The sequence below is a fragment of the Affinibrenneria salicis genome (genome assembly GCF_008710095.1).
The window spans coordinates 997,809-1,020,273 of record NZ_VYKJ01000001.1; the positions used below are offsets into that span (position 1 = coordinate 997,809).

Annotated in this window: 18 protein-coding genes; 13 read left to right on the forward strand and 5 right to left on the reverse strand. The window is 59.3% G+C overall.

The features are described from left to right. The first annotated feature begins 45 nt into the window (after positions 1 to 45). The 8 genes from FJU30_RS04400 to eno all read left to right on the forward strand — a co-directional run bounded on the left by FJU30_RS04400 (position 46) and on the right by eno (position 10,309). On the forward strand, positions 46 to 885 hold the full coding sequence (locus FJU30_RS04400; RefSeq protein WP_223881484.1) for a helix-turn-helix domain-containing protein: 840 nt from the start codon (positions 46 to 48) through the stop codon (positions 883 to 885). A 150-nt stretch (positions 886 to 1,035) separates the two neighbouring features. Beyond that, complete coding sequence (locus FJU30_RS04405) at positions 1,036 to 2,517, forward strand: aldehyde dehydrogenase family protein (RefSeq protein WP_150433465.1); 1,482 nt, start codon at positions 1,036 to 1,038, stop codon at positions 2,515 to 2,517. A gap of 450 nt (positions 2,518 to 2,967) precedes the next feature. Then, entirely contained in the window at positions 2,968 to 4,077 is a 1,110-nt protein-coding gene (gene potF, locus FJU30_RS04410; RefSeq protein WP_150433464.1) for a spermidine/putrescine ABC transporter substrate-binding protein PotF, read from the forward strand. A gap of 83 nt (positions 4,078 to 4,160) precedes the next feature. Continuing rightward, on the forward strand, positions 4,161 to 5,294 hold the full coding sequence (potG, locus tag FJU30_RS04415; protein ID WP_223881483.1) for a putrescine ABC transporter ATP-binding subunit PotG: 1,134 nt from the start codon (positions 4,161 to 4,163) through the stop codon (positions 5,292 to 5,294). Positions 5,295 to 5,308: 14 nt separating this feature from the next. Continuing rightward, on the forward strand, positions 5,309 to 6,268 hold the full coding sequence (gene potH / locus FJU30_RS04420; RefSeq protein WP_150433830.1) for a putrescine ABC transporter permease PotH: 960 nt from the start codon (positions 5,309 to 5,311) through the stop codon (positions 6,266 to 6,268). After that, positions 6,265 to 7,110, forward strand: coding sequence for a putrescine ABC transporter permease PotI (gene potI, locus FJU30_RS04425; RefSeq protein WP_150433463.1), 846 nt, complete (start codon positions 6,265 to 6,267; stop codon positions 7,108 to 7,110). Before potH ends, potI begins: the two co-directional genes overlap by 4 nt. A 176-nt stretch (positions 7,111 to 7,286) precedes the next feature. After that, the gene (gene pyrG, locus FJU30_RS04430; protein WP_150433462.1) at positions 7,287 to 8,924 is read left to right on the forward strand and encodes a glutamine hydrolyzing CTP synthase; all 1,638 of its coding nucleotides are present in this window, start codon (positions 7,287 to 7,289) and stop codon (positions 8,922 to 8,924) included. Between the two features lie 83 nt (positions 8,925 to 9,007). After that, positions 9,008 to 10,309, forward strand: a complete 1,302-nt coding sequence (gene eno / locus FJU30_RS04435; protein WP_150433461.1) for a phosphopyruvate hydratase — start codon at positions 9,008 to 9,010, stop codon at positions 10,307 to 10,309. Positions 10,310 to 10,590: 281 nt separating this feature from the next. Here the strand turns inward: eno and FJU30_RS04440 are convergent, their stop codons facing one another. Next, the gene (locus FJU30_RS04440) at positions 10,591 to 11,427 is read right to left on the reverse strand and encodes a MurR/RpiR family transcriptional regulator (protein WP_150433460.1); all 837 of its coding nucleotides are present in this window, start codon (positions 11,425 to 11,427) and stop codon (positions 10,591 to 10,593) included. A gap of 196 nt (positions 11,428 to 11,623) precedes the next feature. Here FJU30_RS04440 and FJU30_RS04445 point away from each other — a divergent pair, with 196 nt between their 5' ends. From FJU30_RS04445 to FJU30_RS04465, 5 genes are all read left to right on the forward strand, one after another. Further along, entirely contained in the window at positions 11,624 to 12,679 is a 1,056-nt protein-coding gene (locus tag FJU30_RS04445) for a polyamine ABC transporter substrate-binding protein (protein WP_150433459.1), read from the forward strand. Between the two features lie 121 nt (positions 12,680 to 12,800). After that, on the forward strand, positions 12,801 to 13,922 hold the full coding sequence (locus FJU30_RS04450; protein WP_150433458.1) for an ABC transporter ATP-binding protein: 1,122 nt from the start codon (positions 12,801 to 12,803) through the stop codon (positions 13,920 to 13,922). A 9-nt stretch (positions 13,923 to 13,931) separates the two neighbouring features. After that, entirely contained in the window at positions 13,932 to 14,852 is a 921-nt protein-coding gene (locus FJU30_RS04455; RefSeq protein WP_150433457.1) for an ABC transporter permease, read from the forward strand. Beyond that, on the forward strand, positions 14,842 to 15,684 hold the full coding sequence (locus FJU30_RS04460; protein WP_150433456.1) for an ABC transporter permease: 843 nt from the start codon (positions 14,842 to 14,844) through the stop codon (positions 15,682 to 15,684). The genes FJU30_RS04455 and FJU30_RS04460 overlap by 11 nt, the downstream gene beginning before the upstream one ends. Before the next feature lie 9 nt (positions 15,685 to 15,693). Beyond that, entirely contained in the window at positions 15,694 to 16,800 is a 1,107-nt protein-coding gene (locus tag FJU30_RS04465) for a DmpA family aminopeptidase (protein WP_223881482.1), read from the forward strand. 29 nt (positions 16,801 to 16,829) lie between these two features. On the opposite strand, the gene pssA is transcribed toward FJU30_RS04465, so the two are convergent. The 4 genes from pssA to trxC form a co-directional block, all read right to left on the reverse strand. Beyond that, positions 16,830 to 18,191, reverse strand: a complete 1,362-nt coding sequence (gene pssA / locus FJU30_RS04470) for a CDP-diacylglycerol--serine O-phosphatidyltransferase (protein WP_150433828.1) — start codon at positions 18,189 to 18,191, stop codon at positions 16,830 to 16,832. Between the two features lie 298 nt (positions 18,192 to 18,489). Beyond that, positions 18,490 to 21,153 (reverse strand): bifunctional acetate--CoA ligase family protein/GNAT family N-acetyltransferase, encoded by a 2,664-nt coding sequence (locus FJU30_RS04475; RefSeq protein ID WP_150433455.1) that lies wholly within the window; start codon positions 21,151 to 21,153, stop codon positions 18,490 to 18,492. A gap of 35 nt (positions 21,154 to 21,188) precedes the next feature. Further along, complete coding sequence (locus tag FJU30_RS04480; protein ID WP_150433454.1) at positions 21,189 to 21,908, reverse strand: tRNA-uridine aminocarboxypropyltransferase; 720 nt, start codon at positions 21,906 to 21,908, stop codon at positions 21,189 to 21,191. Positions 21,909 to 21,992: 84 nt separating this feature from the next. Further along, on the reverse strand, positions 21,993 to 22,412 hold the full coding sequence (trxC, locus tag FJU30_RS04485; RefSeq protein WP_150433453.1) for a thioredoxin TrxC: 420 nt from the start codon (positions 22,410 to 22,412) through the stop codon (positions 21,993 to 21,995). Between the last annotated feature and the right edge of the window lie 53 nt (positions 22,413 to 22,465).

The window sequence follows — 22,465 nt, forward strand, 5'->3', positions numbered from 1 at the left end:
TTTACTGGAAGGGTTCTATGTTACGCACCTGCAGCAGGTATGATTATGGATGATGATATTCGCGGGCCTGACCAACTGAAAACCGTCGCTTATCCACCCGAGACGGTAAATCATCGCACGCAACAGGTCATGATGAATTATTACCGCGCCTGGTGGCGGGGTGACATTGATTGGCTTATGAGCCTGTATTCCCCGCAGGTGGAATACAATGACTTTTTCCAGGGGTGCCGCATCGCGCCGGACGAACTGCGCGACTACCTGCACGCCTGCCTGTCGAAGCCGACGGAAGCCGCGCTGCGCTATATCGATCGTCTGCGCGTCGACGGGGATACCGCTACTCTGCAGTATCAGACGCCGCTCAGCGGCAGCGATAGCCGCGCCGTTATCTGCTGCTGCGAGATCATCACGGTATGCGACGGCATGATTACCCGCGTCAACGAGTACGCGTCCCTGCTGTCCCAGGGAAAAACGCCGCCGGGCGGCGCGGATTCGCGAGCGACGTTCCGGCGGCTGGGGCTGTCCGCCCGGCAATTGAGCATCATGTCCGGCGATATTCAACAGTATTTTTCCCAGCAGCGACCCTATCTGAATCCGGAACTGAGTCTGATCCAGGTCGCGTCCGCCACCGGCTATACCCGCAATCAGATTTCCTTTTTTCTCAACCAGGTGATGGGCTGTAGTTTCTATCAATATCTTAACCGACTCCGGTTGCGCCACGTTCTGACGCTGTGGGATAACGGCGAGGGGCAGCAGCATCGCATTGACGACGACGCCAAAGCGGCGGGATTTCATTCCCTTTCGACCTTTTATCGCTGTTTTCGCGAGGAAACCGGACTGGCGCCGAAATCCTACCTGCGGCAAAAAATTTCCGGGAGAAATTTTTGACGTTGCGTCAGCGGCGGCCAGGGACGGTACGCCGCAAAAAATTTCCGGGCGCGATTTTTGACGTCGCCGGCGCGGCCGCCGCAATAAAACGAGCAATTCTTTTTCTTCTGGCTACCGCCACGTAACCGGATCATCAGGGAGACGCAAAATATGTACGACCAGCTTTATATCGATGGTGAATGGCAAACGGCGACGCGGGGCGCCCGCCTGGGGGTGTTCAATCCGGCCAGCGGGGCGCTGATACGGCAAGTCGCCGCGGCCGGGGCGGAAGATATCGATAAGGCGGTGGCCGCCGCCAGACGCGCGTTCGACGAAGGCCCGTGGCCGCGCTTGAGCGGTAAAGCGCGCGCCGCCTGTCTTCGCGCGATGGCGGGCATCATGCGCGAGCGCCAGCTCGGGCTGGCCCTGCTTGAGGTGGAAGATAACGGCAAGCCGCTGCCGGAGGCGCAATGGGACGTCGAGGATGCGATTGGCTGTTTCGACTACTACGCCGATTTGGCCGAGGGCCTGGATACGGAAGCGCTGCCCATCGCGCTGCCGGATGATCGCTTTCGCTGTCGGGTGGTGCGCGAGCCCATGGGGGTCGCCGGTCTGATCATCCCCTGGAACTACCCGTTTTTAATGGCCGCCTGGAAAGTCGCGCCGGCATTGGCCGCCGGCTGTACCTGCGTGCTCAAGCCGTCGGAACTGACGCCGTTGGGCGCGCTGGAGCTGGCCGCCATCGCCGATGCGGCCGGTTTGCCCGCCGGGGCGCTAAACGTCGTGACCGGGCTGGGCAATGAGGCGGGCGCGCCGCTATCCGGCCATCCGGGCGTCGACAAGTTATCTTTTACCGGCAGCGTTCCCACCGGGCGCGCCATCATGCAGGCGGGCGCCCAGGACATCAAAAACGTCAGCCTGGAACTGGGGGGAAAATCCGCGTTTATCGTTTTCGACGATAGCGACATCGACGCCGCCGTGGAGTGGACGCTGTTCGGCATTTTCTGGAATCAGGGACAGGTCTGTTCCGCCACTTCGCGTCTTCTGGTACAGGAGGGGGTATACGACCGTCTGATCGAACGTTTGATCGACGCTACCCGCCGTATTCGCATTGGCGACGGCAGGCTGGAGGGCGTCCAGCTCGGTCCGCTGGTCAGCGCAGGACAATACGAAAAGGTCATGCAGGCGATCGAGCGGGGCAGGCGCGAAGGCGCTACGCTGGCGTGCGGCGGACGGCGCCCCGATCATTTGCCGCAGGGTTGGTTCGTCGAACCCACGATATTTGTGGATACGCCCACGGAGAGCGCGCTGTGGACGGAAGAGATTTTCGGGCCGGTACTCGCCGTGCGCCGTTTCGGTGACGAACAGGAAGCCGTGCGCCTGGCGAATGACAGCCGCTATGGGCTCGCCGCGGCGGTCATGTCGGCCGATCCGGAACGCTGCCGGCGCGTCAGTCGCGCCTTGCGGGCCGGCATCGTCTGGGTCAACTGTTCGCAGCCCACCTTCACTCAGGCGCCCTGGGGCGGATACAAGCAAAGCGGCATCGGCCGCGAGCTGGGTACCTGGGGGCTTGACAACTATCTGGAGACGAAGCAGATCACGGAATATACCAGTGAAAGCGAATGGGGGTGGTATCTGAAGCATCCATCCTGACGCTGCGGCTCCATCCCGTTGATGCAGAGGGACGAATAATCCTGGAATTTCCGCTGCCGGCGGAGAACTAATTCGGTGCGTCGATACCGGCGGCATATTGTTTTTACTGGTTTTTCCCGCTAGCCTGGACGGCTATCCGCCCAGGCTGGACCCGTATCGGCCGTTTGATTCGGCAATCTGTTTTTCCTATTTCCCACCCACCGTAATTTGTTCTATAGATAAGACTCTGCAGTCAGATATTCCGCGTCATTTGCAGGGAAATGTGCCGCATTGTGCGGGTAAAAGCGAGTAATTGGTGGATAAAATCCGTTTTCTTTTTTTCGGAGGATGGTCTTCGTTTGGCCGTCTTGCGCCGCCTGATGGTCGGGCCGCGCGCCACATAAAAACGGTACCCCGGTAATACACCGCATCGTTTTATATTCAGCCCCGTTGAAATGGAGGAAGGAACGAATGTTTACACAACGCAGGAAATGGTTTTCAGGTGCGATTGCCGGCCTGGCGATGGCCGCGTCCGTCACCGCGTTTGCGCAAGGGAAGGTACTGCACGTCTATAACTGGTCCGACTATATCGCCCCGGATACGCTGGATAACTTCCAGAAAACGAGCGGCATCAAGGTGGTCTACGATGTCTTCGACTCCAACGAAGTGCTGGAGGGCAAGCTGATGGCGGGCAATACCGGGTTTGATCTGGTGGTGCCGTCGGACAGTTTTTTGGAACGCCTGTCGGGGACCGGCGTTTTCCAGCCGCTCGATAAGAGCAAGCTGCCGAATGAGAAGAACCTCGATCCCGAACTGATGAAGCTGATCGCCCAGCACGATCCCGGCAACAAGTATGCCGTGCCCTACCTGTGGACCACCACCGGGATCGGTTATAACGTCGACAAAGTGAAGGCGGCGCTGGGCGCGGACGCGCCGGTAGACAGCTGGGATCTGGTGCTCAAGCCGGAGAATCTGGAGAAGCTGAAACGCTGCGGCGTCTCCTTCCTGGACGCGCCGGAAGACATCTTCGCCACCGTGCTGAACTACCTTGGGAAAGATCCCAACAGCACCAGCGAGAAAGACTACAGTCAATTGGCCGCCAGCCTGCTACTGAAGCTGCGTCCCGGCATCCGTTACTTCCATTCCTCCCAGTATATTAACGATCTGGCCAACGGCGACATCTGTGTGGCCATCGGCTGGTCCGGCGATGTCATGCAGGCGATGAACCGCGCCGACGAGGCGAAAAACGGCGTGAATATCCGCTACAGCATTCCGAAGGAAGGGGTGCTGGTGACCTTTGACCTGTTCGCCATGCCGGCGGACGCCAAAAACGTGGATGAAGCCTATCAGTTCCTGAATTACCTCATGCGGCCGGAAGTGATCGCCAATATCAGCAACCACGTCTTTTACGCCAACGCCAACAAGGCGTCGTCGCCGCTGGTCAGCGATGAAGTGCGCAACAACCCCGGCATCTATCCGCCGGATGAGGTCCGCGCCCGCCTGTTTATCACGAGAGTGTTGTCACCCCGACTGGATCGGGTTCGCACGCGCGCATGGACGCGGGTGAAAAGCGGTGAGTGACGGCCGCCCGTTCGCTTTCTCGAACATATGTCATGCCTATGGCGATGACGTTGTTTTCTGTTTCTGCCGGAGGGCAATAGCCAGTGAAAGAAACAATTTCTCATAGTCAGTCCAAACCCTGGAAAGCCGCGATGCCCCTGCTGGAGGTGCGCAACCTGACTAAGGCGTTCGACGGACAGATCGTGGTCGATGACATCAACCTGACGATTTACAAAGGCGAGATCTTCGCGCTGTTGGGCGCATCCGGCTGCGGCAAGTCCACGCTGTTGCGTATGCTGGCCGGATTCGAGCAGCCCACCCAGGGGCAGATCGTGCTGGACGGCCAGGATCTGTCCCTGGTGCCGCCGTACAAGCGGCCGATCAACATGATGTTTCAGTCTTATGCGTTGTTTCCCCACATGTCGGTGGCGAAAAATATCGCCTTCGGCCTGGCGGAGGATGGACTGTTCAAGTCCGAGATCAACGCCCGGGTCGAAGAGATGCTGGCGATGGTGCATATGCAGGAATATGCCGATCGTAAGCCGCACCAGCTGTCCGGCGGCCAGCGTCAGCGCGTGGCGCTGGCGCGCAGCCTGGCCAAACGGCCGAAGCTGCTATTGCTCGACGAACCGATGGGCGCGCTGGACAAGAAACTGCGCGATCGTATGCAGCTTGAGGTGGTCGACATCCTTGAACGCGTCGGCGTGACCTGCGTCATGGTGACCCACGATCAGGAAGAGGCGATGACCATGGCCGGGCGCATCGCCATCATGAACCGCGGCAAGTTCGTGCAGATTGGCGAACCGGAGGAGATCTATGAGCATCCGACCACCCGCTTCAGCGCCGAGTTCATCGGTTCCGTCAATATGTTCGAGGGGCTGCTGCAAGCGCGGCAGGACGACGCGCTGACTATCGTAAGCCCGGGGCTGGCGCATCCCCTGAAAGTGGACGCCGATTCCTCCGTGATGGAGGGCGTGCCGGTGTCTGTCGCGCTGCGGCCGGAGAAGATCGCGCTGTGCGACGAAGCGCCCGCCGACGGCTGCAACTTCGCCGTGGGGGAGGTGGTGCATATCGCCTATCTGGGCGACCTGTCCATTTATCACGTCCGGCTGCCTGGCGGTCCGGTGATCAGCGCCCAGTTGCAGAATGTCTATCGTTATCGCAAGGGCGCGCCGACCTGGGGCGATGAGGTGTGCCTGCGCTGGGATACGGACAGCTGTGTGGTGTTGACGGTATAACAGAGGAATGGATGATGACATTATTTTCCGCACATCACGCGGTCGAAACGCCGCGCAAGAGCGGCCTGGTTTGGCTGCTGACTCGCTGTCGCCAGCAGCACGGCCGCAAACTGGTGATCGCCCTGCCGTACCTGTGGCTGCTGCTGCTGTTCCTGCTGCCGTTTCTGATCGTGTTCAAACTCAGTCTGGCGGAGATGGCCCGCGCCGTGCCGCCCTACACCGATCTGGTTTCCTGGGCGGACGGTCGACTGGACATCGCGCTTAATCTGGCCAACTATCTGCAATTGCTGGACGATCCGCTCTATATCGAGGCCTATCTGCAGTCGCTGCGGGTGGCGGCGGTCTCGACGCTGTGCTGTCTGCTGGTGGGGTATCCGCTGGCGTGGGCGGTGGCGCACAGCCGTCCCGCGACGCGCAACATCCTGCTGCTGCTGGTGATCCTGCCCTCCTGGACATCGTTTCTAATCCGCGTCTATGCCTGGATCGGCATTCTGAAAAACAACGGCGTGCTGAACAATTTCCTGCTGTGGCTTGGGGTGATCGATCAGCCGCTGGCGATCCTGCACACTAATCTGGCGGTCTATATCGGTATCGTTTACGCCTATCTGCCATTTATGGTGCTGCCGATCTATACCGCGCTGACCCGTATCGACTATTCGCTGGTGGAGGCGGCGCAGGATCTGGGCGCCCGACCGATGAAAACCTTCGTCAGGGTGCTGATTCCGCTAACGAAAGGGGGAATTATCGCCGGCTCTATGCTGGTGTTTATTCCGGCGGTGGGGGAGTTCGTCATTCCCGAGCTATTGGGCGGGCCGGACAGTATCATGATCGGCCGTATCCTGTGGCAGGAATTTTTCAATAACCGCGACTGGCCGGTGGCGTCGGCGGTGGCCATCATCATGTTGTTGCTGCTGATTGTGCCGATCATCTGGTTTCACCGTCATCAGAACAAGGCCGCGGGGGAACAGGCATGAACAATCTACCCGTTGTGCGTTCTCCCTGGCGCATTTTCATTTTGGTGCTGTGCTTTGCCTTCCTGTATGCGCCGATGTTGATGCTGGTGGTGTATTCGTTCAATAGCTCCAGGCTGGTGACCGTGTGGGCGGGCTGGTCGACGCAGTGGTACGGCGAACTGTTTCATAACTCGGCGATGATCAGCGCGGTGGGCCTGAGCCTGAGCATCGCGGCGGCGTCCGCCACGATGGCGGTGATTTTGGGCACGCTGGCGGCGGTGGTGATGGTTCGCTTCGGCAGCTTTCGCGGTTCCAACGGTTTCGCTTTCATGCTGACGGCGCCGCTGGTCATGCCGGATGTGATCACCGGCCTGTCTCTGCTGCTGCTGTTTGTCGCGTTGGGCCACGCGATAGGCTGGCCGCTGGAGCGGGGCTCGCTGACCATCTGGCTGGCGCACGTGACGTTCTGTACCGCTTATGTATCGGTGGTGATCAGCGCCCGCCTGCGCGAGCTGGATCGCTCCATCGAAGAAGCCGCGATGGATCTCGGCGCCACCCCGCTGAAGGTGTTCTTCGTCATCACGGCGCCGATGATCGCGCCGGCGCTGATTTCCGGCTGGCTGCTGGCCTTTACCCTGTCGCTGGACGATTTGGTGATCGCCAGTTTCGTCTCCGGGCCGGGAGCGACGACATTGCCGATGCTGGTATTTTCGAGCGTGCGCATGGGGGTGAATCCGCAGATCAACGCTCTGGCATCGCTGATTCTGCTGGTCGTCGGCGTGATTGGCTTCATCGCCTGGCGCTTTATGGCCCAGGCGGAAAAACAGCGTCAGCGCGATCTGCAAAAGGCGCGGCGCGGCTGAGAAACGGGCGGCGATCGCCTTCGTCGCCCGCCTGCCGGCATCATTCCCGTTTACACCTCCGGTCTGGCCCGGCGCGCCGGGCAAAACGAACATTTGTGGCGCTCATCGGGTTCGGGTATACTACTTTCCCGTCCTGGTTCTTCCATCGTCTTTAAACCTAAACGCTCAGGTTCAGCATGACAACTAATTATATTTTTGTGACCGGTGGGGTCGTCTCCTCTCTGGGTAAAGGCATTGCCGCAGCCTCTTTGGCGGCTATTCTCGAAGCCCGTGGCCTCAACGTTACCATCATGAAACTGGACCCGTACATCAACGTGGATCCGGGTACGATGAGCCCGACTCAGCACGGGGAAGTTTTCGTCACCGAGGACGGGGCGGAAACCGATCTGGATTTGGGTCACTATGAGCGTTTCATCCGTACCCGGATGACGCGCCGCAACAACTTCACCACTGGCCGCATCTATTCCGAAGTTCTGCGTAAAGAGCGCCGCGGCGACTATCTGGGCGCGACCATTCAGGTTATCCCGCACATCACCAACGCCATTAAAGAGCGCATCATTGAAGGCGGCGAAGGCCACGACGTGGTGCTGGTGGAAATCGGCGGCACGGTGGGCGATATCGAGTCGTTGCCGTTCCTGGAAGCTATCCGTCAGATGGCGGTTGAAGTGGGGCGTGAGCATACGCTGTATATGCACCTGACGCTGGTGCCTTACCTGGCGGCGGCCGGCGAGGTGAAAACCAAACCCACTCAGCATTCGGTAAAAGAGCTGCTGTCTATCGGTATTCAGCCCGATATTCTGATTTGCCGTTCCGATCGCGCGGTGCCGGCCAATGAGCGCGCGAAAATTGCTTTATTCTGCAATGTGCCGGAAAAAGCAGTAATATCCCTTAAGGATATTGATTCCATTTATAAAATTCCGGGACTCTTGAAATCACAGGGCCTGGACGATTATATTTGTAAACGATTCAGCCTGAACTGTCCGGAAGCAGACCTGTCAGAATGGGAACAGGTGGTCTACCAGGAAGCCAACCCGGGCGGCGAAGTGACGATCGGCATGATCGGCAAGTATATTGAATTGCCGGACGCCTATAAATCCGTGATCGAAGCGCTGAAGCACGGCGGGCTGAAAAATCGCCTGACGGTCAATATTAAGCTGATCGACTCGCAGGACGTGGAAACGCGCGGCGTGGAGATCCTGAAAGGTCTGGACGCCATCTTAATCCCGGGCGGGTTTGGTTACCGCGGCGTGGAAGGCAAGGTGATGGCGGCGGGTTATGCGCGCGAAAACCAGATCCCTTACCTGGGTATTTGCCTGGGCATGCAGGTGGCGCTGATGGAGTTCGCCCGCAACGTGGCGGGTATGGAAGGCGCGAACTCGACCGAGTTTGTGCCGGAATGCAAGTACCCTGTCGTGGCGTTGATTACCGAATGGCGCGATGAAGAAGGGAATATCGAAGTTCGTAGCGAAGACAGCGATCTGGGTGGTACCATGCGCGTCGGGGGACAGCCGTGCCATCTGGAAGAGGGTAGCCTGGTGCGTCAGCTGTACGGCGAGTCGACCATTATCGAACGTCACCGCCACCGTTATGAAGTCAACAATATGTTGCTCAAACAGATCGAGGCGGCGGGGCTGCGGGTTGCCGGCCTGTCGGCCGATCGCCGACTGGTGGAAATCATTGAAATCCCGGATCATCCGTGGTTTGTGGCCTGTCAGTTCCACCCGGAGTTTACGTCGACGCCGCGTGATGGACATCCCCTGTTTGCCGGCTTTGTGAAAGCCGCCGGCGCGTACCAGAAGCGCCAGGAGAAGTAAGCGTTTTTTCAGCACTGCGCGTTGTGTGAATCGCGCGCGCTGCTCGTCTGAGGTTTTAGTTTAACTGTACTGAGGAAAATCTAATGTCCAAAATTGTTAAAGTCATTGGCCGTGAAATCATCGACTCCCGCGGGAATCCTACCGTAGAAGCTGAAGTGCATCTGGAAGGTGGTTTCGTTGGTCTGGCTGCTGCGCCGTCAGGGGCTTCCACTGGTTCCCGCGAAGCGCTGGAACTGCGTGACGGCGATAAATCCCGTTTCCTGGGCAAAGGCGTGACCAAAGCGGTTGCCGCTGTTAACGGTCCGATCGCTCAGGCTGTACTGGGTAAAGACGCTAAAGATCAGGCTAACATCGACAAGATCATGATCGATCTGGACGGAACCGAAAACAAATCCAAATTCGGCGCCAACGCGATTCTGGCTGTTTCTCTGGCCAGCGCCAAAGCTGCTGCCGCGTCTAAAGGCATTCCGCTGTACGAACATATCGCTGAACTGAACGGCACCCCGGGCAAATACTCTATGCCTCTGCCGATGATGAACATCATCAACGGCGGCGAACATGCCGATAACAACGTTGATATCCAGGAATTCATGATTCAGCCGGTTGGCGCGAAAACCGTTAAAGAAGCGATTCGTATCGGTTCTGAAGTTTTCCACACCCTGGCTAAAGTACTGAAAGCCAAAGGTATGGCTACCGCTGTTGGTGACGAAGGCGGCTACGCGCCGAACCTGGAATCCAACGCCGCTGCGCTGGCCGCTATCAAAGAAGCCGTAGAAAAAGCCGGTTACGTGCTGGGTAAAGACGTAACGCTGGCTATGGACTGCGCCGCTTCCGAGTTCTACAACAAAGAAACCGGTAACTATGAACTGAAAGGCGAAGGCAAAACCTTTACCTCTCAGGAATTCACTCACTACCTGGAAGAACTGACCAAACAGTATCCGATCGTGTCCATCGAAGATGGCCTGAACGAATCTGACTGGGACGGTTTTGCTTACCAGACGAAAGTTCTGGGCGACAAAATCCAGCTGGTTGGTGACGACCTGTTCGTAACCAACACCAAGATCCTGAAAGAAGGTATCGAAAAAGGCGTCGCTAACTCCATTCTGATCAAATTCAACCAGATCGGTTCTCTGACCGAAACTCTGGCTGCGATCAAAATGGCGAAAGATGCCGGCTACACTGCCGTTATCTCTCACCGTTCTGGCGAAACCGAAGACGCCACTATCGCCGACCTGGCGGTAGGTACTGCTGCTGGCCAGATCAAAACTGGTTCCATGAGCCGTTCTGACCGTGTTGCTAAGTACAACCAGCTGATCCGTATCGAAGAAGCGCTGGGCAACCGTGCGCCGTTCAACGGTCTGAAAGAAGTAAAAGGTCAGGCGTAAGTTAATCGCCTTGCCCTGAGGGGCGGCCGGCGCGATGCGGCGGCTGGCTCTCAGTAAAGTTAGTCTGTGATTAGGGCCTCATACTTTGTATGAGGCCCTAATTATTGGCGCCGTTGGTTATCAACGCGCGCAGCGGTTCTTGCTTCGGCGGGCCCGGCCACACCGGACTTCGCCGCCGCCGACCTCATCAGCAGGCCCTGGCCTCATACCCCGTATGCGGTTTTTTTTTCGCCGCCAGCGCGCGACTTCCTCTTCTGATTGTCTGTTTTCCTCGCGCCGCATCAGATACGGTAAAGGTTGAGACGCTTAACCCGATTTTCATACAGTTCCAGCCGCTGCTTCAGTTTGTCGCGGTTTTTGGCCGCCACGCAGTGCAGCAGCACGTTCAGAGCATTGGCCAGCCCGGCGGTGGACTCCAGAATCAGCCCGGTTTTGGTGGCGATGGTCACAATATGCGGGGTATTCATGTATCTGGCGATGCCGTATTCATCGGTGAACACCACTAAGCGGGTGTTTTCCCGCATACATTCATTGGCGAAGGCGATGCCGGCCTCGGCGTAAGGAGCGATATCGATCAATACCACGCAGCACTGCTTGTCGTGACTGTCTATCCAGCCGCCGAGCACGCCGCCATACAGATCGAGAAACTCCACCCTGGAGCGCACCAGCGACAGCCGGTTGGCGAAGTCTTCCGTCAGGCCGCGGATGGTCTGGAAGCCGCAGACAAACACGTGCTCGGCCTGGCTGACGCACTGGACGATATCCTGCCAGTGCTGACTGCCGATTTGCTCCCAGAATTTAACCAGCGCCTCAATCTCTTTATTGAGGTGCACCGTTAAATCGTCCGTTTGCTGTTCAACGCGGTCCAGCAGGGTCGTATTGAGCAACGACTGAACCCTGACCTCATCACGCAGATCTTCTTTGAGCCCTTTAAGTCCTTTGTAGCCCAGACGGCGCAGAAAACGACTGACGGTATTAGGGCTGACGCCACTTTTTTGAGCAAGGGTTGCACCATTCTCGAACGCGATAGTGTCCAGATTGGCCTGAATATAGGCCCACAGCGTGCGCTCCATCGGCGTCAGTTTACCGTCGAGCTGTTCCAGCCTTGCTTCAAGCATAAGGTCACCCCATTGATTATAAAGGCATAAAAATACCACTATATTATTTTATGGTATTTAAATGTCAGTAAGAACGCCGATATTTGCCCGGTATGGCATAATAATTGCAATTTTAGTTTAAAAGACATAATTATGTCAAAGTCCGGGTCAGACAAGGCCCCTGCGTCTGTATATCAAGGCCACAGGAGATAATAAAATGTATACCAGCAACAGACTACACCGGGTGAAGGGTATCGCGTTGGGTTTAGCGCTTTCTTGCGGGTTCGTCGGTTTATCCGCGCAGGCGGCAGGGGAGCTACGGCTGTACAACTGGGGAGACTACATTAATCCGCAAGTGCTGAGTCGTTTTACCCAGGAGACCGGCATCAATGTGAAGCTTGACACCTATGCCAGCAATGAAGAGATGCTGGCCAAAATCCAGGCCGGCGCCAGCGGCTATGACATCGTCTTTCCCTCGGTGCATATGCAGGACGCCATGGCTTCGCTGAAGCTGCTGGCGCGTACCGACATTAACCGCGAGCCGGGCTTCAGCCACATCGATCCGCAGTTCTTGCGCGCGAAAACGGATCCGCAGGGGGAATATTGCCTGCCCTACGCCTGGGGCACGGTCGGTATTTTTTACAACAAGAAAAAGGTGGATAAACCGATCACCTCCTGGGCGGATTTTTTCGCCGAAGCGGAAAAAGGCAAGAAGGTCATCATGCTGGACGACATGCGTGAAACGCTCGGCGTCGGGCTGATCGTTAACCATAAATCGGTCAATACCACCAACCCGGCAGATCTGAAGGTGGCCGCCGACTGGCTGACCGCGCGTAAGCCGTTAATCTCCGCGCTGACCTACGAGAGCATTCCGCTGGTGCAGTCGGGCGATGTGGTGGCGGCGCACTATTTTGTCGGCGCCCTGATGTATGTATCCCAGGATCCGGAAAATCTGGCCTATGTGATCCCCGATGAAGGGGCCACCCTGTACCAGGAGAATATGTGCGTGCTGGCGAACGCGCCGAATAAAGACAACGCCAAAAAGTTTATGGCGTTCTTTTTGCAGCCTGAAATCGCCGCCATGAACACCGCCCAGCAGATGAACGGCACGCCGAATCGCGATGCGGTGGCGCTGCTGCCCGACCTGCTGAAAAATAATCCGGCGGCGAATCCGCCCGCCGACGTAAAGGCGAAACTGCAGATTTTCGACGATCTGGGCAAAGGCTTGCGCCTGTATGACCGGGTGTGGACCCGTTTTCGCAGCGCTAATTAGTCCGCGCCGCGCCTCGCTGACCGCGGCTCCCGCCGGCTGGCGGTCAGTTCATCGCCAGAGGCTGCGGTCAGTCCGACGCCGCCTCAGCGTTAATTTCGGGACTCAGGACGTGGAGTAAACAATGAGTCAGGATCAGCATTTCCGCACCGTCGTATCGCTCAACGGCGCCGTCAAATATTATCAGACGCCCGAGGGCAATAGCGTTAAGGCGCTGGACGACATCAGTTTTTCGGTGCGGGACAATGAATTTGTGACCTTACTGGGGCCGTCCGGCTGCGGCAAAACGTCGTTGCTCAGAATTATCAGCGGCTTTGAACAGCTGGACAGCGGCGAACTGCTTATCGGCGGTAAAAAAATGAATCATATCGCGCCGCATTTGCGACCGGTTAATACGGTGTTTCAGAGCTACGCCTTATTTCCGCATATGAGCGTGGCCGACAATGTCGGCTATGGGCTGGATATCCGCGGCGTGCTGCGCGCGGAACGCAACCAGCGCGTAGCCGAAACGCTGGAACTGGTGGGGATGCGCAATATGGAAAAACGCCGTCCGTCGCAGCTGTCCGGCGGTCAGCAGCAGCGCGTGGCGCTGGCGCGGGCGATTATTAACCGTCCGTCGCTGCTGCTGCTGGATGAACCGCTGTCGGCGCTGGATCGCGGGTTGCGCAAGAGCATGCAGCTCGAGCTGAAACGTCTGCAGGCGGAGCTCGGCATCTCGTTTATTTTCGTCACTCACGATCAGGAAGAGGCGTTGACCATGTCCGATCGGATCATTGTGCTGAACGGCGGCAAGGTCCAGCAGAACGATCCGCCGGCGGCGATCTACCATACGCCGGTCAACCATTTCGTCGCCGGTTTTATTGGCGAGGGCAACCTGATCCCGGTCGAAGTCGGGCAACAGGAGGATGGCGCGCTGTCTCTGCTGAGCGAGGCCGGCGAGCGCTGGCGGGCCGCCGCGGATCGGGCGCGCCCGGTCGGGCAACGCCTCTGGCTGCTGCTGCGTCCGCAATATTTTCATCTGAGCGAACCGGCGGATGAGCGGATGCGCTATGCCCGTATCGACGGCACGATCGAACAGCTGATCTTTATGGGGACGGATACTGAAGTCTGCGTGCGCTCCGCCGGGGGCGAGAGGCTTAAAGCCTTAATTCGCCTGTCCTCCGGCGAGGGTCCCGGGCAACTGGCGGCGGGCCAGGCGATTAGCCTGTGGTACGCCGCCAGCGCCTGTCATCTGCTGCCGCGGTAAGGAAGCGCTATGTCTGCATGGAAAAAATCGCTCCCCCTTGTCGGGCTGTTGTCGCCGGTAACGCTGCTGCTGGCGGTCTGTTTGTTTGTGCCGTTGGCCATCATGGTGGTGTTCAGCATCCTGACGCCAGGCACCTACGGCGGCGTGGAGTGGAGCTTCTACCCGGATAATTATGGCCGTATTCTCGGCTGGGCGGACGGCACGCGGGAAGACTTCGATATTCTCTACCTGCACATTATCGCCACTTCGTTTCGCGTGGCGTTAATGAGCGTGCTGGTCTCCTTTATCATCTGTTATCCGATCGCCTTCTGGGTCAGAAAACAGTCGCCGGCGGTGCGTAACTTCCTGCTGTTTCTGATCACGCTGCCGTTTTTCGCCAGCCTGATCGTGCGGCTGTACGCCTGGGTGCTGATTTTGCGCCCCACCGGTTTCGCCAATAGCATCCTGCAGGCGATGGGGCTGATCCAGCAGCCGCTGGATCTGATCTATACCGAGCAGGCGGTGCTGATCGGCATGGCCTATATCTATATTCCCTTTATGTTTTTACCGGTGTACGCCAGCGTAGAGCGGCTCGACCCGCGCCTTATCGAGGCGTCATACGATCTGGGCGCCAACCGGTTTAAAACCTTCTGGCGGGTGGTGTTTCCGCTCACGCTGCCCGGCGTGGTGTCCGGCGCCATCATGGTGTTTATTCCCAGCCTGGGGAATTTTATCGTGCCTTCGCTGCTGGGCGGCGCCCGGGTGGTGATGATCGGCAGCCTTATCGAACAGCAGTTCCTGGCGGCGCGAAACTGGCCGTTCGGCGCGGCGCTGGCCATGTTGTTAATGTCGATGGTGCTGCTGGCGCTGTTGCTCTATCTGTATCTGAACAGCCGCTATTCCCGCGCTCACGCCGGCGAAGCGTCGGACAGGAGGAAGCATGAAGAATAATATGTTGTTGCGGCTGGCCGGCTGGCTATTCAACGGTTACGGCGCGCTGTTTTTTATTTTTCTCTATCTGCCGATATTCCTGATCGCGCTTTATTCGTTTAACGCTAATCCGGTCAACATGATGATATGGCAGGGCTTCAGCATCGACTGGTATTTGTCGGTATTCGGCATGAGCAATAATCTTTCCGACAGCGCGCTATATATCGATTCGACCGACCAGGTGCTGCATGCGTTGAAAAACAGCCTGATCATCGCGCTGATCACCACCGCGATTTCGACCGTGGTCGGCACCGCGACCGCGCTGGCGCTCATGCGCTATCGTTTTCGTTTGCGCGGTTTTTACCGTTTCCTGATGTATATGCCGATGATGATGCCGGACATCGTTCTGGGGATCGCGTTGCTGATCTTTTTCGTCAACGTGGGGATTCCGCTCGGCCGGGTGTCGATCATTCTCGGCCACTGCACGTTTCTGTGCAGCTATGTTTTTCTCATCGTCAGCGCCCGGCTGGCCGGCATGGACACGCGGCTGGAGGAGGCCTCCGCCGATCTCGGCGCCGGCCGTTGGGTCACTTTCCGGCGCATCACGTTGCCGATATTGTCCCCCGGTATCCTCGGCGGCGCGCTGCTGGCGTTCATTATTTCCATGGACGATCTGGTCATCACCTATTTTATTTCCGGCGTGGACGCCACGACGCTGCCGGTGCAGATTTACGGCATGATCAGGCGCGGCATTAAGCCGGAAATCAACGTTATCGCCACCCTGCTAATCCTGGGATCGCTGTTAATCGCCGGCGCGGGATTGTATCTGAGAAACCGACAGGAAAAGAATTAAAGGAAAATCATGATGACTAAACTCAGAGCGCGGCAACTGGGATTAAAATTTCCCGGCGTCACGGGAAAATATAATGCGATTACCGACGTCAGCGGCGTGCTGGTCGGCTATCGCACCATCGATGCCGTCAGTCATGACGATAAGCTTATTAAAACCGGGGTGACGGCGCTGCTGCCGCGCGGTTACCAGACGGAGCCCCAGCCGGTCTGGGCCGGGTGCTGCGCGCTTAACGGCAACGGCGAGATGACCGGGGCGCACTGGATAAAGGATGGCGGCTATTTCGTCGGCCCGGTTTGTCTGACCAATACCCACTCCGTCGGTACGGTGCATCAGGCGGCGGTCAAATGGATGCTGTCGCAATATCAGGCCGCCTGGCAGGCTAATCACCTGTGGGCGATGCCGGTGGTGGCCGAAACCTATGACGGGGTGATTAACGACATCAACGGCCTGCATGTCACCCAGGACGATGCGTTGAGCGCGTTGACTTCGGCGCGCGACGGCGCGCTGGCCGAAGGCAATGTCGGCGGCGGCAATGGCATGATCTGTTATGGCTTCAAAGGGGGAACCGGCACCTCGTCGCGCTGCTTTACGCTCGACGGCCGGCAATATACCCTGGGCGCGCTGGTGCAGGCCAATTACGGTCAGCGCGAGTGGTTCGAACTGCTGGGCGTGCCGGTCGGCGCGCTGCTGACGGACCCGCTGCCGGCGGGGCTGGAGCGGGAGCGCGGCTCGATTATCGTGGTGCTGGCTACCGATGCCCCGATGATGCCGCACCAGCTACAGCGCCTGGCCCGCCGCGCCGGTCTGGGGATCGCTAAATCCGGCAGCCCGGGCGGCAATAATTCCGGCGACATCTTTCTGGCGTTCAGCACCGCCAATGCCGGGGCGCTGCCGCAGCTGGCGCAGACGCATCGCGCTTTTCAGTATCTGAACGATGAGGTGTTCGACACGATTTATCAGGCGGCGGTAGACAGCACGCACGAGGCGGTGATTAACGCGATGCTGGCCGCCGAGGACGCGCCGATGCAAAAACCGCAGGGGATATGTCGGGCGATAGACCCGCAGGCGCTGTACCAACTGGTCAAACGGCGGAATCCCGCCGCGCTGCTGAGTTAAGGCCCGGCCGCCGCCGGGCCGCGCGGCGGCTACAGGATGCGGCTGATCAGCCGGTCGATGCGAATGCGGCGCAGGCGACGAATCAGTTTACGCACCTTGACCGGATACTGAGCGATGCTTTCCAGCTCCATATAGCTTTTCACCCGCGTAGTGTGCGTGCGGATACAGGCCAGCTCCTGCTGGCGCTGTTCCTGCAGGCGCTGCTGCGGATCGTGGATCAGAATGGCGTTTTCCAGATCCAGGCGCCAGGCGCGCGGATTCAGATTGTTGCCGGTCAGCAACTGCCAGCGATCGTCGACCCACATGCCTTTGAGATGAAAACTATTGTCTCGATCTTTCCACAGCCGTACGGTCAGGCGCTGTTCGTCAATGTAGTGCTGCAGGCGGCTGAGGAAACGGCGTAAATTGATTTCATACAGGTAGGGCAGCGCGCCGATAATCTTAAACGGCTGATCTTCAGGAATATAAAAATCGTTGGCCGTTTTATCGCCGACGATAATCTCCACGCGCTTCCCCTCGCGCAACAGGCGAATGATATTGCGCACCAGCAGCGCCGGCAGATTGAAGTATGGCGTACAGATCACCAGTTGGCTGTCGGTACAGTACATCAAATGGTGAATGGTTTTATTCAGCGGGCTCTGCTTGCCCAGCCCGACCAGCGGGGTGACGGTCAACTGGCTGTCGATGTCCGCATCCGGGCTGGCTGGCGTGCGGTAGCCGGCGATGCGCAGAGCCTGACGCAGCTGGCGGGTTTCGTTTTTTATTTCCAGGCTTTTGGGACGATCCGCCCGATCGAGACGCTGCACCGCGGGCGAGGTCAGCAGGCGTTGAATATAGCTGCACATGGTGTCCGACAGGATCGCGTTCTGGATCAGCTGATAGCGATCGTAACGGTACTTCTCATGCTGATGCAGATAGACGTCGTTCAGGCTGGCGCCGCTGTACAGCACGGTATCGTCGATGATAAAGCCTTTCAAATGCAGCACGCCGAGCGCTTCGCGGGTATTCACCGGCACGCCGTAAACCGGCAGGTTGAGGCCTTCGTGGCGCCGGGCCAGATCGCAATACCAGTCCGCGTTGGTCTGTTCGGCCGCGGCGCCAATGCGTCCGCGCTGCGCGCGGTGCCAGTCGACCAGCACGCAGATATCCAGATCGGGATTCAGCTGTTTTGCCTGATAGAGCGCCGACATGATCCCCTGACCGCCGTCATCCCGTTCCAGGTAGAGCGCGACCAGATAGATACGTTTTCTGGCGTTAAGAATGGCGTTTACCAGCGTCGTACGGAAAAGTTCAGGTGAATGGAGGGTCTGAATATCTTCCGCTGTCTGGGGGATTTTCGGTAATTGTGCAAGGTGTTGTTGATATTTATTGCGTTTAAATTTGGACAACATCACAGTGCGCTTCTTCTCTCATTGTTATAGGGCCGCAGCCACGGTCAGACATGATTTATACTCTTCATCCTGCAGGCCGCGGGCGCGTTGGCCGCGCCGAACCGTCCGGCTTGTTCTGCGGGCCTGCCTCGGCGGCGGCGTCGCGTTGATCATTGACGCCGGGGATCGATCCGTCTTCCCGCCGCCTGCCATCCGTTGGGCATAAAGGGACGAATCGGGCGATAATACCACTACTTCACTGACGTTGTGAGCATGTTTTGCCTTTCTCGGGCGGATTGTCCTGGGCGCGTGCGCGATATCACGTCTCGTGCCGGCCGTTGAGCGCCAGTTCCAGCGCCACGATACCGTCCTCCAGCTGTACGTCCTGTCGGAACCCCAGCTTTGCGGCCAGCGCCAGCATACCCCGGTTGTGGGGCATGGTAATGCCGGTCAGGCGCAGCAGGCCGTGCGCGCGGGTATAGTCGATCATTTTTTCCAGCAGTCGGCGCCCCAGTCCCAGTCCTTTCAGATCGGAACGGACCAGTACGGAAAATTCGGCGTCGATATTATCAGGATCGGAAACGGCGCGCGTGACGCCGGCGATCGCCGCCGTGCCATTTTCCGCCTGACGCAGCGCGACAAAGGCCATTTCCCGATCGTAATCAATCTGGGTCATGTTGGCTAAATCCTCATGAGAGAACTCGTTGATCTCGCTGAAGTAGCGATAATAGAGATCCTCTTTCGTCACTCGCGCGATAAACGATTTCAGCAGCGGCTCGTCCTCCGGCAGGATGGGACGGAACAGACAGCGGTCGCCGTTTTTCAGCGTTACCCACTCTTCCAGTTCGTGCGGATAGGGGCGGATCGCCAGACGCGACTGCGCGTCGCCGCTGAAGGGCGCGAGGTGCAGCGTGACGTCCAGCAGGGTGAGTTCGCTGCCGGACGCCAGCAGCGGATGGATATCCAGCCGGGTGATCTCCGGGCAATCCAGCACCAGGTTGGACACCTGCACCAGCAACCGGCTCAGCGCGGGTATATCCAGCGGACGCAGGGCGCTGCGGCCGCTGATCTTGCCGCTGTTGACCGCCTGCAGCACCAGGTCGCGCGCCAGCGTCATATTGAGCGGTGGCAGCGCGACAGATGCCTGATTGGTCTGTCGCCACTCGATGCCGCCGTCGCCCAGCATAATCAACGGCCCGAACACCGCGTCCTGTTCGACCGCGACTCTCAGTTCCTGGGCGCCGGCGCGGTTGGCCATGCTCTGCACCAGCAGGCCGTGAATGCGCGCCTGCGGCCAGGCCCGGCGCACGCGATCGAGAATGGCGTCCGCCGCCTGTTGCACCTCGCGGGCGGTACGCAGATAGAGCATTACGCCCTGGACTTCCGACTTGTGCGGAATATCGGGCGAACGCAGTTTTATCGCCACCGGATAGCCGATCTGTTTTGCGATGGCTGCCGCTTCGGCGCTGTCGCCGGCGATCCAGGTGGGCAGAGTGTTCAGGCCGTAAGCCTGCAGTATTGGCTGCACCTCGTGGGTATCCAACTGGTTCGCGCCTGCGGCCAGCGCCTGCTGAATCAGATGGTGCGCCTGGCCGGCGTTGATCGACAGATCCGGAGGCAGCGCCGGGGTTTCTCTGAGCTGCCGCTGGTTGCGTCGATACTCCACCAGATGCATAAAGGCGGTGACCGCGCCCTCCGGCGTGCGGTAGGTCGGAATGCCGGCGTCGTTGAACAGACGCCGCGCTTCGCGCGACGAATATTCCCCGCTCCAGTTGGTCAGCAGCGTGATGTGTTGCGCGCGCGCATGCTGTTTCAGCACGCGGATCAACTGCCCGGCGCTTTCGGTCGCCGGCGCGGCCGCGCTGGGGGCATGGATAATCAGCAGCGCGTCGAAGTCATGACCGTCGAGCAGAATGGACAGGGCGGTCACATAGCGCTCGCCGGTGGCGTCGTCGCCTAAATCCAGCGGGTTTTCCGCGTGGATCTCCGGCAGCGCGGCGCGCAGCGCCTGCCGCACGGGGTCGCTCAGGCTGGCCAGCGTACCCTGGCGGGCCAGCAACTGGTCGACGGCCAGCGCCGCCGGTGAAGCGCCGTTGCTGACCAGCAGCAGACGCTCGCCGCGCAACGGCCGCAGGTGGCTCAGCGTTTCGACCGCGGAAAACAGTTCGTGCGTATCCTGCACGCGCAGCAGGCCGGCGCGCCGGATGGCCGCATCGTAGGCGGCGTCCAGCCCCTGGATATGGCCGTTCAGCAGGCGCTGGGCCTGCGGACTGCGCCCGCTCTTGATCACCAGAATCGGCCTGTTGCGCGCGGCGCTGCGCGCGGCGGAGAGAAAGCGCCGCGCGTCGCTGAGGTGCTCCAGATGCAGCAGAATGGCGCGGGTTTTGCCGTCGCGCGCCAGAAAGTCCAGCAAATCGTCGATGTCGATATCCAGGCTGTCTCCCAGCGCGATAAACCAGGAAAAGCCGATTTCTCGCTGCTGCGCCCAGTCCAGAATGGTATTGGCGACGGCGGCGGACTGCGAGATAAAGGCCAGTTTGCCCGGCAGGATCGGCACCGGTGAAAAGCTGGCGTTAAGCCGCTGCCACGGCGCCAGCAGCCCCAGACTATTGGGGCCGAGCAGCCGCATTTCGTAACGGGCGGCGCAGGATTTCAGCTCGGCGAACTGCGCCGGCGGTGCCGACAGGATAATCGCCGCCCGGCAGCCGCGCCGGCCCAATTGCTCCAGCAGCGCCAGATTGCGGCTGGCGTGGGTGCAAATGACGGCCAGATCGGGGACGATGGGCAGCGCGGCCACCTCGGGGTAGGCCAGTACGCCGCACACTGCCGGGTAAGCCGGCGTCACCGGCAGGACCGGGCCGCTAAAATTGCCGTCCAGCAGGTTGCGCATCATCAAAAAACCCGCTCGCCCCGCCTTTTCGGAGGCGCCGACGACCGCGATGGATTTGGGGCGAAGTAAGGCTTCCAGTCCGCGCTGACTCATAGCTGGCTCCGGGCAGATGAACAATCGTTCTGATATTAACCGCTTTTGTCGGACTTTGCTGTGATGGCCGGTGGGCTTTCCCGCAGGGTATGGTGCGATTTGCCGGCCAGGTAGTGGGCGCGGAAGCGGTCGAAATGCGCGGCCAGGGCCGCCGCCGCCAGCTGGTCGCCGGCCTGGTTCAGCAGAGCGACGGCGATTTCCGCCGTGCAGTGCTGTCCGCAGGACGAGGCTTCGCGCAACTGGTAGCGGGAAAAGGCGTCGACGTTGAGCGATAGCAGCGGCAGCGCGTCCAGATACGGGCTTTTGCGATACATCTTGCGCGCTTCCGGCCAGGTGCCGTCCAGCATCACGAACAGCGGCGGTTTTTCCGTCGCCGGCAGCGTGTGGCTCACCGGGCGCACGGCGGCCTCTTGCTCATCGGCGAGAAAAACCAGCCAGGGCTGGCGCGTCGGGTCGCGCAACGCCTGCAGCAGCGCCGGGTCGGGCGCGGTGCGCGACCAGAGAAAGGCCTGGGTATCCGGCAGAATATCGGCGATAAGCCGGCCGGTATTGCTGGGTTTGAGCGGTTCGGTATCGAACATGATCAGACAAAAACGGCTGCGCGCCGGCCGGGGTTGAATAGTATGGCACAGGCAATTTTTGACCGGCAGCAGACAGCGCTGACAGCGGACGACCCGGCAGCCGCGGGCGCGGAAAGGCCGGGTGGACTGCGTCAGGCGCAGCCGGCGCAGGGTAAGGACGGCATTGTCAGGCATGATAGACCGCGCTAAAAAGCGTTATTCTACCCGACGGCCGACGCAGACCAAAGCGTCGCCGTCGGCGGCCGCCGTTTTTTCACGCTACAGCGCTTCATCCAGCCACTGATCGAACTCGGTTTTCGGCATCGCGCCGCCCAGCATGTCGATCAGCTTGCCCTGTTTGAAGATCATAATGGAGGGAATGCTGCGAATGCGGAAGCGATCGCTGAGCGCCGGCTCCGCTTCTGTATTAACCTTAACGAAGCGCAGCTGACTGCCGCGCTGCTGCGCGCTGGCGGCGAAAACAGGCGCGAAGTTGACGCAGGGAGAGCACCAGGGCGCCCAGAAGTCGATGACCACCGGCAGATCGTCCTGCAGCAGTTTGTCCAGCGTCTCCGCGCTGGCGTTAATGACCTCCCCGCTAAACAGGCGATGGCCGCAGCGCCCGCATTTGGCGTGGTCGTCAGCCCGTTGCGCGGGCAGGCGGTTGGTGGTCTGGCAGGCGGAACATACCGTATTCATAAGCAAGCCTCAAAGGAAAAAATGCAATGAACGCGCTATTATCACGCAGGCCG

Excerpts from the sequence above, each read along its gene's own strand:
- FJU30_RS04400 (WP_223881484.1), top strand. The coding sequence starts at position 46 with ATGGATGATGATATTCGCGGGCCTGACCAACTGAAAACCGTCGCTTAT.
- FJU30_RS04405 (WP_150433465.1), top strand. The coding sequence starts at position 1,036 with ATGTACGACCAGCTTTATATCGATGGTGAATGGCAAACGGCGACGCGG.
- potF (WP_150433464.1), top strand. The coding sequence starts at position 2,968 with ATGTTTACACAACGCAGGAAATGGTTTTCAGGTGCGATTGCCGGCCTG.
- potH (WP_150433830.1), top strand. The coding sequence starts at position 5,309 with ATGACATTATTTTCCGCACATCACGCGGTCGAAACGCCGCGCAAGAGC.
- potI (WP_150433463.1), top strand. The coding sequence starts at position 6,265 with ATGAACAATCTACCCGTTGTGCGTTCTCCCTGGCGCATTTTCATTTTG.
- pyrG (WP_150433462.1), top strand. The coding sequence starts at position 7,287 with ATGACAACTAATTATATTTTTGTGACCGGTGGGGTCGTCTCCTCTCTG.
- eno (WP_150433461.1), top strand. The coding sequence starts at position 9,008 with ATGTCCAAAATTGTTAAAGTCATTGGCCGTGAAATCATCGACTCCCGC.
- FJU30_RS04440 (WP_150433460.1), bottom strand. The coding sequence starts at position 11,427 with ATGCTTGAAGCAAGGCTGGAACAGCTCGACGGTAAACTGACGCCGATG.
- FJU30_RS04445 (WP_150433459.1), top strand. The coding sequence starts at position 11,624 with ATGTATACCAGCAACAGACTACACCGGGTGAAGGGTATCGCGTTGGGT.
- FJU30_RS04450 (WP_150433458.1), top strand. The coding sequence starts at position 12,801 with ATGAGTCAGGATCAGCATTTCCGCACCGTCGTATCGCTCAACGGCGCC.
- FJU30_RS04455 (WP_150433457.1), top strand. The coding sequence starts at position 13,932 with ATGTCTGCATGGAAAAAATCGCTCCCCCTTGTCGGGCTGTTGTCGCCG.
- FJU30_RS04460 (WP_150433456.1), top strand. The coding sequence starts at position 14,842 with ATGAAGAATAATATGTTGTTGCGGCTGGCCGGCTGGCTATTCAACGGT.
- FJU30_RS04465 (WP_223881482.1), top strand. The coding sequence starts at position 15,694 with ATGATGACTAAACTCAGAGCGCGGCAACTGGGATTAAAATTTCCCGGC.
- pssA (WP_150433828.1), bottom strand. The coding sequence starts at position 18,191 with ATGTTGTCCAAATTTAAACGCAATAAATATCAACAACACCTTGCACAA.
- FJU30_RS04475 (WP_150433455.1), bottom strand. The coding sequence starts at position 21,153 with ATGAGTCAGCGCGGACTGGAAGCCTTACTTCGCCCCAAATCCATCGCG.
- FJU30_RS04480 (WP_150433454.1), bottom strand. The coding sequence starts at position 21,908 with ATGCCTGACAATGCCGTCCTTACCCTGCGCCGGCTGCGCCTGACGCAG.
- trxC (WP_150433453.1), bottom strand. The coding sequence starts at position 22,412 with ATGAATACGGTATGTTCCGCCTGCCAGACCACCAACCGCCTGCCCGCG.